The organism is Cellulomonas hominis (assembly GCF_005239125.1).
Lineage (GTDB): Bacteria > Actinomycetota > Actinomycetes > Actinomycetales > Cellulomonadaceae > Cellulomonas > Cellulomonas hominis_A.
Genome location: NZ_SZYE01000091.1, coordinates 1 through 15,393, shown reverse-complemented (window position 1 = coordinate 15,393; position 15,393 = coordinate 1). Strand labels below are relative to the sequence as shown.

Below are 15,393 nucleotides of genomic sequence, written 5' to 3'. Positions count from 1 at the left end.
GGCGTCGGCGTCGCCGCGGCGGGTGCGCAGGCGGCGAGCCCGGCGAGCAGCGCGACCGCGGCGATCGCGCGGGGTGCGCGCCGGTCGGTCCGCGGTCGGCGCGCGGCGGACGGGTCGGCGTCCCGGTCGGGTGCGGTCGCGCGGTGGATGGTGCGCACGGCGGCCTCCTCGCGGCCGGGCGGTGTCCGGGCGATCCCGGTGGCGGCACCCCTGGCCTGCACCTCCAGCCTCGTGAGCGGGCCGGCGCGGCACATCGGGCGTGAGGCGGGACCGGGAGGTTGCGCCTTTGGACGCAACGCTGCGTCGGAGGACGGAACGCGCCGTGCGCTCGCGGGGTTGCCGGGCGGCCGACGGGCGCTCCCCGGCCGGCCGGGTTACGTTCGCCGCTCCCCTCGAACGATCGGAGGCACGACATGGGATACGTCGGCAAGCTGCTGAAGAGCGCGGTCGTGGCCAAGGCGGCGCAGGTCGCGATCCGGGAGATGTCGAAGCCCGAGAACCAGCGCAAGGCCAAGGAGCTGCTGGGCCGGGTCACGAAGCGGGGCGGCGCCGCGGGCCGCGCCTGAGCCCGGCATTCACCGAGCGTGCATGCGACGCGTCGAGTGTGCATCCACCGGATGCACACTCGACGCGTCTGACGCTCACTCGGCGAGCGGCGCGCGCCTCAGGCGCCGGCGCCCGTGCCGCGCAGGCGCAGGACCGACCAGGACACCGCCGGCAGCTCGACCGTCAGCACGCCGTCCGACCCGACCGCGGCGCTCGCGTTCGCGCGCGGCAGCACCGTCTCCGCGTCCTCCTTCGTCGCGCGCCAGTGCACGTCGTCGTGCGCGTAGGTCAGCGCCTCGACGACCTCGACCGCCCCGACGCCCCGCAGGTCGACCCGCAGCGTGGTCGGCGCGTCGACCGCCCGGTTGACCGCGAACACCGCCACGTCCCCGGACTCCGCGTCGTACGTCGCCACGGCGTCCACCAGGGCGGACTCGCCGAACCGCGCGTTGGCGTACGTCGGTGCGTCCACGGACACCCGCAGCACCTCGCCCCGCGCGTACTTCGAGGTCAGCGCGAACGGGTGGAACGTCGTCTGCCGCCACGCCGGGCCGCCGGGCTCGGTCATGATCGGCGCGAGCGCGTTCACCAGCTGCGCCTGGCTCGCCGAGTGCACCCGGTCCGAGTTCCGCAGCAGCGAGATGAGCAGGTTCCCGACGACCACCGCGTCGGCGACCGTGTAGACGTCCTCCTCGAGCCGCGGCGCGACCGGCCAGTCCTCGCCCTTGGGGAGCGCGTCCTCGTTCTCGTGGTACCAGACGTTCCACTCGTCGAACGAGATGTTGATCCGCTTGGCCGTCTTGCGGGCCGCGCCCACCGCGTCCGCCGTCGCCGCGACGGTCGCCACGAAGTGGTCCATGTCCTGCGCGGACGCGAGGAACGAGCCGAGGTCGCCGTCCTGCTCGTGGTAGTACGCGTGCGCCGAGATGAGGTCGACCTGGTCGTAGCACTCCTCGAGCACCTCGCGCTCCCAGGTGCCGAAGGTCGGCATGCCGGAGCCCGACGACCCGCAGGCGACCAGCGTCAGGTCGGGGAACATCTGCCGCATGCCGCGGCCGGTCTCGGCGGCCAGGCGGCCGTACTCGCGGGCGGTCTTGTGGCCCAGCTGCCACGGGCCGTCCATCTCGTTGCCGAGGCACCAGAACGAGATGCCGAACGGCTCGTCGGCGCCGTTGGCGCGGCGCTGCTCGGCACGGGCGGAGCCGCGGCGCTGGTTGGCGTACTCCAGCAGGTCGAGCGCCTCGGGCAGCCCGCGGGTGCCGAGGTTGACGGCCATCATCGGCTCGACGCCGGCGGCCTTCGTCCAGGCCATGAACTCGTGCAGGCCGAACGCGTTGGTCTCGGTCGAGTGCCAGGCCAGGTCGAGGCGCTCCGGGCGGTCCTCGACCGGGCCGACCCCGTCCTCCCAGTTGTAGCCCGACACGAAGTTGCCGCCGGGGTAGCGGACGGTCGAGACGCCCATCTCGCGGGCGAGCGCGAGCACGTCGCCGCGGAACCCGTCGGCGTCGGCGGTGGGGTGGCCGGGCTCGAAGATGCCCGTGTAGACGCACCGGCCCAGGTGCTCGACGAACGTCCCGAAGGTGCGGCGGCGGACCGGGGCGACCGTGAAGGCGGGGTCGATGACGACGGTGGCGGAGTGCATGGGGAAGACCCTTCGTCGAGGTGCGTTCAGCGTTGAACTACGGCGGCACCGACGACTATAGTCCATCGTTGAACTAGCCCGGTTCCGTCGGGTGACCGGGACGGCGCGACGACGCCCGCCGCGGGCACACTGCGGAGGCGGGTCGCCGTCCCGCGACCCACACCCGACGAGGAGTGCCCGTGACCGACCACGTCACCGTCCGCCCGCCCACCGGCGTCGTCCCCGCGCGGTTCCGGCCGCCGGCCGGGGCGTCCGACGCGCGCACCGTGAGCCTGGACGGCCCCTGGCGGTTCCGCCTGCACCCGACGGCGCGCACCGGCGCCGACCCCCGCGACCCCGGCGACGGCTGGGACACCCTCGCGGTGCCCGGGCACTGGCAGCTGGCGCAGGCGCCGGACGCCTGGCCGTACGGCACGCCCGCGTACAGCAACGCGCTGTTCCCGTTCCCGATCGACCCGCCGTTCGTGCCGGACGAGAACCCCACCGGCGAGTACCGCCGCACGATCGAGCTCCCGGAGGACTGGCCGGCGGACGGCCGCACCTACCTGCGGTTCGAGGGCGTCGACTCGTGGTTCGAGGTCGCCGTGAACGGCGCGGTCCTCGCGACCTCGCACGGCTCCCGGCTGCCGACCGAGATCGACGTGACCGACGCGCTCCGGCCCGGGCAGAACCTGCTGGCCGTGCGGGTCACCCAGTGGTCGGCGTACTCCTACGTCGAGGACCAGGACCAGTGGTGGCTGTCGGGCATCTTCCGCAGCGTGACGCTGGAGCACCGCCCCGCCGCCGGGCTCCGCCACGTCGGGATCACGGCCGGCTACGACCACACCACCGGCGCCGGCACCCTGCGCGTCGACGTCGAGGACGCCGCCCCCGGCACCCGCGTCACCGTCCCGGAGCTCGGCCTCGACCTGGCGCCGGGGGAGACGGCGTCGGCGGCGGTCGACCCGTGGAGCGCCGAGCGGCCCCGGCTCTACGAGGTCGTCGTCGCCGCGCCCGGTGAGCGCCTGACCCTGCACGCCGGCTTCCGCACGATCGCCGTCGAGGACGGGGTCTTCCTGGTCAACGGCGCCCCGGTCACGCTGCGCGGGGTCAACCGGCACGAGTTCGACCCGCTGCGCGGCCGGTCGGTGTCGCCGGAGCTGATGGAGGCCGACGTGCTGCTGATGAAGCGGCACCACGTCAACGCCGTGCGGACCAGCCACTACCCGCCGCACCCGCACTTCCTCGACCTGTGCGACCGGCACGGCCTGTACGTCGTCGACGAGAACGACCTGGAGACGCACGGGTTCCAGCAGGAGGACGGCCGCTGGCCCGGCAACCCGGTGGACGACCCGGCGTGGGAGGACGTGCTCGTCGACCGCGTGACCCGCATGGTCCGCCGCGACGCCCACCACCCGAGCATCGTCCTGTGGTCGTTCGGCAACGAGGCGGGCGGCGGCTGCAACATCGGGGCGATGGCCCGCGCGGTCCGGGCGCTCGACCCGACCCGGCCGATCCACTACGAGGGCGACTGGTCGTCCGACCACGTCGACGTGTACTCCCGGATGTACGCCAGCACCGAGCACACCGAGCTGATCGGCAGGGGGGTCGAGCCGCAGCTCGCCCGTCCCGAGGCCGACGCCCGCCGGCGGCTGATGCCGTTCGTGCAGTGCGAGTACGCGCACGCCATGGGCAACGGCCCCGGCGGGCTGTCCGACTACGACGACCTGTTCGACCGGTACCCGCGGCTCATGGGCGGGTTCATCTGGGAGTGGATCGACCACGGCCTGACCCGGCGCGACGCCGACGGCCACGAGTTCGCGGCGTACGGCGGCGACTTCGGGGAGCTGTTCCACGACGGCACGTTCGTCGCGGACGGGCTGGTCCTGCCGGACCGGACGCCGTCGCCGTCGCTGCGGGAGGTGGCCGCGGTGTTCGCGCCGGTGCGGCTGGACGTCGTCGACGGCGGGGGCGCGCTGCTGGTGCGGAACCGGTACGCGTTCCGGGACACCGCGCACCTGGCGTTCGAGTGGACGCTGTCGCACGGGGCCGACGTGCTGGGGACGGGGACGCTGGACCTCGGGGTGCTGGCGCCCGGTGCGTCCGTCCGGGTCGCGCCGCCGGCCGACCTGCCGCTGCCCGCGGCCGACCACACGCCGACGTTCTGGACGCTCCGTGCGGTCCAGCACGCCGCCGACGACCTCGACGCCTCCTGGTTCGAGCGCGGGCCGTGGGTCGTCGCGACCGGGCAGGTCGCCGTCGTGCCGGCGGTGGCGCTCGCGGACGTCGCCGCCGGCGGCGCGCGGCAGGAGGCGGACGGCTCGTACGTCGTCGGGCCCGCGCGGTTCGACGAGGTCGGCAACCTCGTCGCGCTGCACGGCCGCCGGGTCGCCGGGCTGCGGGTCGACGCCTGGCGCGCGCCGACCGACAACGACCGGCGGGAGGCGATGTGGGTCGAGCCGTCGGACGAGTCGCGCTGGACGGAGCACGGCCTGCACCTGCTCGCCGAGCGCAAGGTGGCGGCCGCGCTCGACGCCGACGGCGCGCTGGTGGTCGAGGCGCGCACCGCCGGCCCGCGGACCCGGAACGGGTTCCGCACGACGTACGTGTGGTCGTCGGGCTCGCACGGGTCCGTGGACCTGCGGGTGCGGATCGTGCCCGACGGCCGGTGGGACGGGTCGATCGCGCGGCTCGGCCTGCTGCTGACGCTGGAGGAGCCGGCCGCGGAGGACGTCGCGGTGTCCTGGCTGGGGCTCGGACCGGACGAGTCGTACGCCGACTCCGCGAAGGCCGCGGTGGGTGGCGCCTGGTCGCACACCGTCCGGGACCTGCAGACCCGGTACACGCACCCGCAGGAGAACGGCGCGCGCCGGGGCGTCACGCACGCGGCGCTGGCGTTCGCGGACGGGTCCTCACTGGTGCTGGACGCGGGGCCGACCGTCTACGGCGGGGTCCCGCGCGCCGGCGTCGAGCTGTCGCTGCGGCCGTGGTCCGACCGCGCGCTGGACCTGGCGGCGCACCCGCACGAGCTCACCCCGGACGGGCTGCTGCACGTGCACCTCGACGCCGCGCAGCACGGCCTCGGCTCGGCCGCGTGCGGCCCGGGCGTGCTCCCGAACGCGACCCTCCGCCCGGCCCCGGCGGAGCTGACCCTGCGTCTCACCGTGGGCTGACCCGGCGGTGGCCCGAGCGCCGAGTGGGCAGAAGACGTCGCCTTCCGGGGCACGGAAGGCGGCACCTTCTGCCTGCTCGGAGTTCAGGAGTGCGCCACGTTCGGGCACCGGCGACTCAGGGCCGCCGGGGTCGGAGTGCGCGTCTCCATCGGTGCCCTGTGCTCGGGACCAGCCAGGCGGAGCCGCCGTCGCCGAGCGACGGGACGATCCCCAGCTCGGCCAGCTCGGCGATGCTGTAGGCCCCGAACGGGCGGTCGAGCACGATCCGGCGACCGTCGGGCAGCTCGACGGGGGTCGGGTCGTCGCGTGCTGAGCGTGCACGGATGCGCATCCTGGTCGTCCCTTCGGATTCCGGGGTGCGTCCACGATCCCACTCGCCGCGCACGTCGACGGCCGAGTTCACGGCGGCATCGGTGTGATGACCGGGCGGGGCGCTCCCGGGGTCAGCGCTCGACGAGGCTGAACGGGGTGCTGATGTGGCCGCCCTCGCCCTGCCGGTCGCCGATCAGCAGGTCCAGGATCAGGCCGGTCGACGTCGCCAGGCCCGGGTCGATCGTCGTCAGCGGCGGGACGAGGAACCCGCCCTCCTCGATGTTGTCGTACCCGACGACCGCGACCTGCTCCGGGACCGGGATCCGGTGCACGCCGAGCGTGTAGAGCGCCCCGAACGCCAGCGAGTCGTTGAAGCAGAACACCCCGTCGAAGTCGACGCCGTCCGCCAGCAGTCGCTCGACGGCCGCGGACCCCCCGGCGCGGTTGTACGCGTCGACCTCGACCAGCAGGGCTGGGTCCAGCGGGATCCCCGCGGCGGCGAGCGCGCGTCGATAGCCCTCGAACCGCACGTGGCCGGTCGAGCCCCCGTCGCCGGGCTGGAACCCGACCGCCGCGATCCGGGTCCGGCCCTGCCCGATCAGGTGCCGCGTCGCCGCCTCGGCCGCAGCGGCGTTGTCCGGTCCGACGTGCGGGACGGCGTCCGACGCCAAGCGCTCGCCGTGCTCGCCTATGAGCACGAGCGGGACGGTGCTCCGGCGCGCCGCCATGTCGTCCCGGGTGAGCCGCAGCGGGCTGAACACCAGGCCGTCGATCGCGGGCAGGTCCTCGGACTCGAGCATGGACAGCTCGACCTCGCGGGTGCCCTTCGACTGGGTGACCAGCACCGTCGCTCCACGGGCCTCGGCGGCGGAGACGAACTCGGAGGCGAACTCGGCGAAGTACGGCTCGCGCAGGGTCGGTACGCACAGGGCGATGAGCCCGCTCCGGCCGCTGCGCAGCTGGCGGGCGGCGAGGTTGGGGCGGTAGCCGAGCTCGGCGATGGTCGCGAGGATCCGCTCGCGCACCGGGGCGCTGACCCAGCCGGTGCCGTTGACGACGTTGGACACCGTCTTGGTGCTGACGCCGACGCGCTCGGCGACGTCGGCGAGCCGGACGCGTGCCATCGGGGTCCCCTCGTCGCCGGATCAGGCGGGCCGATCGTACCCGCGCGGAGGCGTAGGCGTTCAGCGTCGAACCACGACGGTGAACAGGAGGTCCGTGCGCGGCCCGAGACTGTTCGGCGACGGACCTGACAGCCGCCCGTGCGCACGGCCGGGCCGGGGATCTGTCTGCCGGCCGGTGCCGTGGCACGATCCCAGGCGTGACGAGGCCCACCGCACCCCTGACGTCGTCCCGCGTCGCCCCGCTGCGCATCCGGATGACCGGCCGCGACCCGCGCGAGGAGCGCCGCGCCGCCACCCCGCTCGAGCTGCTGTTCGACCTCACGTTCGTCATCGCCTTCGGACGGACCGCGGAGCAGCTGGCCGAGCTCGTCGCGGACGGCCACGTCGGCCCGGCGATCGTCGGGTTCGCCTTCGCGACGTTCGCCGTGTCCTGGGCGTGGATCAACTTCACCTGGTTCGCGTCGGCCTACGACACCGACGACTGGCTGTTCCGGCTCACCACGATGGTGCAGATGGTCGGCGTGCTGATCCTGGCGCTGGGCGTCCCGCCGATGTTCGAGTCGCTGGCCGCGGGGGAGCACCTGGACAACCGGGTGCTCGTTCTCGGGTACGTCGTCATGCGGGTGCCGATGGTGCTGCAGTGGAGCCGCGCCGCCCTCGCCGACCCGGCCCGCCGGCCGAGCGTCGCCGTGTTCATCACGACCCTCCTCGCCGCCCAGGCGGGGTGGGTGACGCTCGCGCTGCTCGACCTGCCGACCACGACGACGTTCGCCTTCGTCGTCCCGCTGGTGCTGCTGGAGCTCGTGGGGCCGGTCGTCGCCGAGCGCGTGCACGGCGGTACCCCCTGGCACCCGCACCACATCGCCGAGCGGTACGGGCTCGTCGTCATCATCGCCGTGGGCGAGGGGCTGACCGGCACGACGTTCGCGCTGGCGGCGATCATCGAGGAGTCGGGCTGGACGGTCGAGACCGCGCTGCTCGGGCTGGCGGGCGTCGCGCTGACGTTCGGGCTGTGGTGGGCGTACGACGTCATGCCCAGCGGGGAGCTGCTGGCCGCCCGCCGGCGGCGGTCGTTCTCCTGGGGGTACGGGCACATCGTGCTGTTCGGGTCGATCATCGCGATCGGCGGCGGGCTGCACGCGGCGGCGTTCTTCCTGCAGGACGAGAGCACGCTGTCCGCCGTGGGGACGGTCCTCACGGTCGCCGTGCCCGTCGCCGTCTACGTCGGGACGTTCTACGCGCTGTTCGCGGCGCTCAGCCGGGCGCACGACCGGTTCCACGTGGTGCTCGTCGGGGTGTCGGCGGTGGTGCTGCTGGCGAGCGTGGCGCTGGCTGCCGCCGGGGTGGCGCTGGTGTGGTGCCTGCTGGTGCTCGCGGCGACGCCGTGGGTGACCGTCGTCGGGCACGCGTGGGCGGGGCGTGTCGGGCCCGCGCACCCAGCCGCGGACCCGGCCGTCGGCGAGGCCGCGCGGCCCTGAGCGCGCGGCCGGGGCGTCGACGCCCCGGCCGCGTCCGCGCGAGTCAGCGGATCACCCCTCGACCGCGCCCCGGTCCACGAGCGTGAACACGCTCGCCGGGCTCGACGGGTCCGGGTCGAGCGCGAGCCCGCCCTCCTGGTCCGCCACCACGACGCCCGCGGTGGACGAGATGTTCACCTGGTTCGGCTGGTCCAGGGCCGCGACGTCGAGCTGCTGGTCGGGCGCGGCGGGGTCGCACGGCGCCACGGTGATGACGTCGTCGCCGGGCAGGCTGAGGCAGGACGGCTGCCCGTCGGTGGTGGCCGTGGTCCGGACCTGGAACGTCGCGCCGTTCGGCTCGAACACCCACGTCGTCGGGACGCCGCCGGCCTCGGCCGGGTCGGTGACGGTGGTGACGCCGCCCTCGACGGTCGTGGTGACCCACTCGCCGCCGTAGGTCTGGATGTCGACCTGCCGGGTGCCCGCGAGCGGGTCGTCGGTCGCGGGCGCCGACGCGGTGGCGTCGTCACCGGCGGCGTCGCTCGCCGGGTCGTCGGCCGTCGTGGCGGGCTCCGGCGCGGGCGTGGTGTCCTCGGCCTCCGCGGTGCCGCCGGTGCACGCCGACGTCCCGACGACGAGGGCGCCGGCCGCGAGGGCGAGCGCGAACGCGCGGGGGGTGCGGGTGCGGCGGCGGGTGGGGGTCGTGATCACGGTGGTCCTCCAGCGGGTCGGCCCGACCGCTGCTCGATCGGTGGTAGCCGCGAGGGGTGCTTGCGCACGTCCCTCACCTCGAACGTATCGAGACCTGGGGAGGGTGCAAGCCGGGTCGGTGCTGGTCACGGCCCTGCGTCGCCGCCGACGGCCCCGTCGGGGAGCGCCGCCGACCGGTCAGGACGCGGGTGCCGCCGTCGAGTCGCGCACCACCAGGCTCGGGCTCACGACCACCCGGTGCACGGGTCGGCCGGGGTCGGCGAGGCGCGCGACGGCCAGGTCCACGGCCGCCCGCCCGACGAACGCCCGCGGCGGCCGCACCGCCGTGAGCGCCGGGCTGAACAGCGCCGCGACCTCGTCGTCGTAGGCCACGACGGACAGGGCGCCGGGCACGGGGATGCCGCGCTCCTCGCAGTGCTGCACGATGCCCATCGCCTCGGGGTCGGAGTGCACGAGCAGGGCGGTCGTCCCGGTGCGCAGCGCCGACTCGACGACGTGCTCGACGCTGTCCTGCCAGTCCGCGGCGCGCCGGTCGGGGAGGTCGACGTCGACCGCGTCCGGGGCGAGACCCAGCTCCGCGACGGCGCGGGCCCAGCCGGCGCGCAGGTCGGCGGCGTGCGGGCTGTGGCTGCTCAGCGCGACGCCGACCCGGCGGTGCCCCAGCGCCGCCAGGTGCTGCACCGCCGTCTCCGCGCCGAGCCCGTGGTCGGTGACGACGGACTCCAGCGCGCCGTGGCCGTCGCGGGCGCGTGCGGTGCGCTCGACGAGGACGACGGGCAGGCAGAGGCCGTCGAGCCAGTCGAGGACGTCGGCGGCGTGCGGGCTGTCGAGCGCCGGCGCGACCAGCAGCGCCCGGGCCCCGTCGCCCGCGGACAGCAGCCGCTCGAGCTGGGGGCGCTCGTCCTCGCTGTCGTACGACGAGCCGCGCAGCCGCACGCGCAGCCCGCTCTCCGCGGCTCGGTCCTCGGCACCGCGCGCGACCTCGGGCCAGTAGTAGTCGAGCGACGGGACGAGCATGCCGAGGGTCCCGGCGCGCGGCGCCACCTCGGCGTCGGGCGTCGTCCCCCGGTTCGGCACGGTCGCGGCAGCCGGTCCCGGGACTCCTGCCGGGTCGCCGCCCGCCGGGCCGCCGCCCGCCGACCCGGCACCCGGCCCGCCCGGCACCAGCGTCGCCCCGCCGTGCACCCGGCGCGCCACGCCCTCGGAGACGAGGCGCGCGATGTCGCGCCGCACGGTGACCGGGGTGACGTCGAGCTCGACGGCGAGGTCGGAGACCCGGACGGTTCCCCGGCGCCGGAGGGCGTCGAGCACCTGCGCACGCCGGCTCGCGCCGAGGTGCCTGCTGGTCCCGTCCGCCACGGCGTCGTCTCCTGTCCGGGGCCGCTCGGCCCGGACCGACCTTAGCGCCGCGGGCCTGCTGCTCAGGGGAGGGACGGGCGTGCGCGCCGAGGGGTCAGGGCGCCGGCGGGGCGGTCGACTCCCGCACCCGCAGGGACGGCGTGATGAGCACGCGGTGGGTCGGCCGCCCGGGTTCGGCGATCCGCGCGGCGAGCAGCTCGACGGCCGCGCGGCCGAGTGCGTGCCGGTGCGGGCGCACCGCCGTGAGCGCGGGGCTGAACAGGCCGGCGACCTCGTCGTCGTAGGCCACGACGGACAGCCGGCGCGGCACCTCGACGCCGTGCTGCTCCAGCGCCTGCACGAGTGCGACGGCGGTCGCGTCGGCGTGCACCAGGAGGGCGGTCGTGCGGGTGCTGAGGCAGGCGTCGACGACGTGCGCGACCGCCTCGTCCCAGCCCGGTCGGCCGGGGTCGGGGGTCGCGACGTCCAGAGTGCGGGTGAGGCCGGCGGTCGCCTCCAGCCAGCCGCGCCGGAGGTGGGGGCCGGTGGGGCTGTGCCCGCTGACGACCAGGCCGACCCGGGTGTGCCCGAGGTCGACGAGGTGCCGGACGGCGGCCTCCGCGCCCTCGGCGTGGTCGCTGAGGACCGAGTCGAACGCGGCGTGCTGCGGCCCGGTCGCGGCCGACCGCTCCGCGAGGACGGTCGGGATCCCGGTGCCCGCCAGCCAGGCGAGCGTCGCGGCGGCTGTCGGGATGTCGGTCCGCGGCGCGGCGACCAGACCGCCCGCGCCCACCTGCTGCACGAGCCGCTCGAGCTGGGGGCGGTCGTCGTCGCTCTCGTAGGAGCTGCCGCGCAGGACGATGCCCAGCCCGCGGGTGCGGGCCGCCGCCTCGACGCCGCGCGCGACCCCGGGCCAGTAGTAGTCGAGCGACGGGACGAGCATGCCGACGGCGCCGGGTCCGCCGGCCGCGACCGGCGTCCCGGCCGCGGCCCGCTCCGGGTCCACGGGCCCGTGCGGTCGCGGCGCGGCGCGCTCGCCGCCGCCCTCCTCGCCGGAGGTGACCGGTTCCGCCGCGCCCAGCAGCGTGACACCGCCGTGCACCCGCCGCACCAGGCCGGCCTCGGCCAGGTGCGCGATGTCCCGGCGCACGGTCACGGCCGTCACGCCGAGCGCCTCGGTGAGGTCGGAGACGCGCGCGGAGCCGGTGCGCTGCAGCAGGTCGAGCACCTGCGCGCGCCGGTCGACCGCGAGCGGCCCGGTGGTCTCGGTCGTCACGGGACCTCCTCGAACGTGACCTCGACGGCGCCGGAGGCGGCCGCGGCGAGGGTCAGGGTGAGCCGGGTGAGGGCGGCGCCCCACACGTCGGCGAGCATCGGGTCGTCGAGCGCGCGGCGCTCCACCAGGACGTCCGCGACGTCCCCGGACCAGCGCACCCGCACGGTGCCGGCGTCGTCGAGCGCCCGCACCACCAGCCCGCCGTCATCGGGCTCGACGGTCCCCGCGAGCAGGACGCGGACCCGGGACGACTCGGCCGGCACGGTCTCGCCCCGCCAGGCGTCCCGCACCGTCACCACCCCCGTGGTCCGGGACAGCCGGGCTGTCCGGTCCCAGCGGTCGACCCCGGAGCCGGGGTAGGCGGCGGCCAGGTCCAGGTGCAGCGCGGTGGTGTCGTCCCCGACGTCCGCGCGCACGTCCCGCGCCGCCGCGGTGGCGAGCGCGGGCTGGGCGACGCCCGCCACCTCCGGCACGTTGTGCCAGGCCGACTGCATGGTCCAGATGGCGTACCGGTCGGGGGAGAACGTCTGCCGGGTGTAGGTGGGCCGGCCCGCGTCGACGGCGACCGGCACGCCACCGAGCGCGACGACGAACGAGCCGACGTCGTTGTGGTTGTGGTGCTCGTCGTCGTGCCCGCCCTTGATCGCGAGCGTCAGCCCGCGGGCCGACCCCGCGGCGCCCCGGGCGAGCAGCACCTGCACCGACGGCAGCCAGACGTCGCGGGGGAGCGGGTCGGGCCCGGGCCGGGCGGCGACCCACGTGGGGTCGGTCAGCGCGCGCAGCAGCGGCCCGAAGCCGTGGGCCGCGTCCGCGACCGGTGCACCCGGGACCCGGTGCGCCGCCGCGTGCGCGAGGGCGTCGTCGTCCCCGACGGCGCGCGCCGCCCGGTGCAGCACCGCCCACGGCGGGCTGGTCGACGGCCGCGCCTGGCCGTCGGCCACGTTGAGGTACCAGGGGCCGCCGAGGTGCATCCGGTGCGGGAAGGCGACGGTGCGGCGCAGGGCCGGGACGGTGCCGGCGTCGAGCAGGCCGCCGGTGGCGTGCCGGAGGACGTCGAGCGCCTCCAGTGCGCGCCCCGCGCCGTTCCACCAGTACGCGTACCCCTCGTCGACGGCCCCGTCCTCGGGCAGCGCCGCGACGTACCGGTCGAGCCCCTCGACGACCCGCGCCACCAGCCGGGCGCGCCGGTCGGAGTCGTCCACCAGCGCGAGCGAGGCGGCGAGCACGTTGCCGTGGATCCACGGGTTCCAGTTGTGCACGTCGCCGTCGAGCCCGATCCAGTGCCAGTCGGGCACCTGCTCGAACGGTCGCAGGACGCGCGCGTCCACCTCGTGCCGCAGCCGGGCGCGCAGGCCGGGCCACCGGGCGTCGAGGGCGGCGCCGAGCACGTGGTCGAGCCAGGCGAGCTGGCCGGCGACCTCCCCGGCGCCGAGGTCGAGGAACGGCGCGGCGGCGTCGGGCAGCACCCACCCCCGGGCGGACGCGGTGCGGTCGTGCGCCGGCCAGCACCAGGAGCTCTGCTCGCAGAGCAGGAGGACGCCGTCGGCGACCTCGTCGAGGAGCGCCGCGACGTCGGCCGGCTCGGCGTCGGCCGCGAGGTCGCAGGCCGCCAGCGCGGCAGCGCGGGTGAGCCGGTGCTGCCGGGCGAACACCCGCTGCTCGTGCGCGTCGCGGTCGCCGTCCCGGTGCAGCCGGGCCCACGAGGCGGCGGAGATCGCGGGCCACGGGTCCCCGGTCTCGGCGTGCACCACGGCCCGCAGGGCGTCGACCGTCGGGGCGTCGACGCCGGCCCAGCCGGCGCGGTCGCGTGCCGACGGCACCGGCAGCGCGGAACCGGGTGGCAGCAGGGTCTGCGCGAGGGCCCGCGCCTGGGCGGCGGCACCCCACGCGGCGGCCAGCGGGCCGCGGAACGCGGCCGCGTCGTCGGTGATCGTCATGGCCCCCTGCTTCGCCCTGATCGGTTCTGTTCTGATCGTATCAGTTCGGTTACGACCTTGACATGATCGTTTGTGACCGGTTCACTCGTGCCGCACCGGATCGAACGTGACCGGAACCACACAGGGTTCGATCGTCCGGGACCGACCGCACGCACGCGCTTCGACGGAGAAGACACCGTGACCACCACGCCCGCCACCGCCCGGCCCGACGCCCGGTCCGACCGGCTGTCGCCCCGCACCGGGTGGACCCGGGACACCTGGCTGGCGCTCGCGGACCGGCTGCTCGACGGCGCCCGCCCGTATGCGTCGCCGGGCCACGCCCGCATCACCCCGCCGGGTGCGCCGGGCGGCTACGGCCGCGACGTCGACGGCCTGGAGGGCTTCGCCCGCACGTTCCTGCTGGCCGGGTTCCGGCTGGCCGGGGAGCGCGGGGCCGATCCGGCGAACCTCGCCGAGTGGTACGCCGAGGGCCTCGCGTCCGGCACGGACCCGCGAGCCGCGGACCGCTGGGTCCGACTGGACGAGCACCCGCAGGCGAAGGTCGAGGCCGCGTCCATCGCGCTGATCCTCGACCTGACCCGCCCGTGGATCTGGGACCGCCTGGACCCGGCGGTGCAGGAGCGCGTCGTGGACTACCTCGCGCCGGCCGTCGGCGACCCGACGTACCCGCGCATCAACTGGGTGTGGTTCCGCACCGTCGTGCAGACCTTCCTGCGGTCGGTCGGCGGCCCCTGGTCGGCCGACGACGTCGCCGAGGACCTCGCGACGCACGACACCTTCGCCCGCGCCGACGGCTGGCTGGCGGACGGCGCCGAGCGGTCCTTCGACCACTACGTCGGCTGGGCGCTGCACCTGTACCCGGTGCTGTGGGCCCGGATGGCCGGCGCCACCGACCTGCGGTCCGCCGACGCCCGCCGCGCCGACGTCGCGGCGCTCGACCGATACCTCACCGACGCCGTGCACCTGGTGGGGGCCGACGGCTCCCCGCTGCTCCAGGGTCGCAGCCTGGTCTACCGGTTCGCCGCTGCCGCCCCGTTCTGGGTGGGCGCGATGGCGGAGGTCCCGTCGGTGCGGCCCGGGCTGCTGCGCCGGGCCGCGTCCGGCGTGGTCCGCCACTTCGTCGACGCCGGCGCCCCCGACGACCGCGGCCTGCTGACCCTCGGCTGGCACGACGCCTGGCCGCGACTCGCGCAGTCGTACTCGGGCCCGGGCTCGCCGTACTGGGCGAGCAAGGGGCTGCTCGGCGTCGCGCTGCCCGCCGACCACCCGGTGTGGACCGCGACTGAGGAGCCGCTGCCGGTCGAGTCCGGGGACACGCTCCGCGCCGTCCGCGCGCCCGGCTGGGTCGTCGCCGGCACCCGGGCCGACGGGGTCGTCCGCGTGCTGAACCACGGCACCGACCACGCCGACGAGGGCAGCACGGCGGGGGACTCGCCGCTGTACGCCCGGATCGGCTACTCCACGGCGACCGCTCCGCTGCTGGACGACACGGCCTGGACCGACCCGCTGGAGGGCTCGGTGGCGCTCGTCGACGCCGCGGGGCGCGCCAGCCACCGCACCGGCTTCCGGACGCTGGCCACCGCGGTCGGCGCGGGGCCGGCGCCGGTCGGCGTCGCCGCCTCGCGCGTCTCGGCGCACTGGCTCGCGCCCGCCGTGCACCAGGTGCGGCACGGCTCCGGTCTGGCCGGGGAGGCGACCCCGGCGGGGACGCTGCTCGTGGCGTCGCTGGTCCGCGGGCCGTGGGAGCTCCGGTTGGTGCGGGTCGAGGAGGCGGTCGCCGGAGCGCGCCTGCGGGTCGGCGGCTGGGCCGTGGCGGGTGCCGACGTCGCGCACGCGGCCGACCCGGCCGATCCCGCCCCCGCGCCCGGCGGTCGGACCGCCGCCGTCGCCCGCGCGGG

Annotated in this window: 10 protein-coding genes; 4 read left to right on the top strand and 6 right to left on the bottom strand. The window is 76.2% G+C overall.

The genetic code is table 11. The features are described from left to right. The first annotated feature begins 413 nt into the window (after positions 1 to 413). Positions 414 to 566, top strand: a complete 153-nt coding sequence (locus FA014_RS20000) for a hypothetical protein (protein ID WP_168216978.1) — start codon at positions 414 to 416, stop codon at positions 564 to 566. Between the two features lie 98 nt (positions 567 to 664). On the opposite strand, the gene arfA is transcribed toward FA014_RS20000, so the two are convergent. Beyond that, a complete protein-coding gene (gene arfA, locus FA014_RS11885; RefSeq protein ID WP_154729889.1) occupies positions 665 to 2,188 on the bottom strand; it encodes an arabinosylfuranosidase ArfA in 1,524 nt (507 codons plus the stop codon). A gap of 179 nt (positions 2,189 to 2,367) precedes the next feature. Between arfA and FA014_RS11880 the strand changes: the two genes are divergently transcribed. Beyond that, positions 2,368 to 5,340 (top strand): glycoside hydrolase family 2 TIM barrel-domain containing protein, encoded by a 2,973-nt coding sequence (locus FA014_RS11880; protein WP_154729888.1) that lies wholly within the window; start codon positions 2,368 to 2,370, stop codon positions 5,338 to 5,340. Positions 5,341 to 5,783: 443 nt separating this feature from the next. On the opposite strand, the gene FA014_RS11870 is transcribed toward FA014_RS11880, so the two are convergent. After that, positions 5,784 to 6,776, bottom strand: coding sequence for a LacI family DNA-binding transcriptional regulator (locus tag FA014_RS11870; RefSeq protein WP_154729886.1), 993 nt, complete (start codon positions 6,774 to 6,776; stop codon positions 5,784 to 5,786). A gap of 197 nt (positions 6,777 to 6,973) precedes the next feature. Here FA014_RS11870 and FA014_RS11865 point away from each other — a divergent pair, with 197 nt between their 5' ends. Beyond that, on the top strand, positions 6,974 to 8,254 hold the full coding sequence (locus FA014_RS11865; RefSeq protein ID WP_230323098.1) for a low temperature requirement protein A: 1,281 nt from the start codon (positions 6,974 to 6,976) through the stop codon (positions 8,252 to 8,254). A 51-nt stretch (positions 8,255 to 8,305) separates the two neighbouring features. Here FA014_RS11865 and FA014_RS11860 read toward each other — a convergent pair whose 3' ends face one another. From FA014_RS11860 to FA014_RS11845, 4 genes are all read right to left on the bottom strand, one after another. Continuing rightward, a complete protein-coding gene (locus FA014_RS11860; protein WP_154729885.1) occupies positions 8,306 to 8,944 on the bottom strand; it encodes a hypothetical protein in 639 nt (212 codons plus the stop codon). A gap of 177 nt (positions 8,945 to 9,121) precedes the next feature. After that, on the bottom strand, positions 9,122 to 10,303 hold the full coding sequence (locus FA014_RS11855; protein WP_154729884.1) for a substrate-binding domain-containing protein: 1,182 nt from the start codon (positions 10,301 to 10,303) through the stop codon (positions 9,122 to 9,124). A gap of 94 nt (positions 10,304 to 10,397) precedes the next feature. Next, positions 10,398 to 11,558, bottom strand: a complete 1,161-nt coding sequence (locus FA014_RS11850) for a substrate-binding domain-containing protein (RefSeq protein WP_154729883.1) — start codon at positions 11,556 to 11,558, stop codon at positions 10,398 to 10,400. After that, a complete protein-coding gene (locus FA014_RS11845; protein WP_154729882.1) occupies positions 11,555 to 13,495 on the bottom strand; it encodes a heparinase II/III domain-containing protein in 1,941 nt (646 codons plus the stop codon). Before FA014_RS11845 ends, FA014_RS11850 begins: the two co-directional genes overlap by 4 nt. A gap of 177 nt (positions 13,496 to 13,672) precedes the next feature. On the opposite strand from FA014_RS11845, the gene FA014_RS11840 reads away from it, so the two are divergent. Beyond that, a partial coding sequence (locus FA014_RS11840) for a DUF2264 domain-containing protein (RefSeq protein ID WP_195969266.1) occupies positions 13,673 to 15,393 on the top strand: 1,721 nt, incomplete at its 3' end.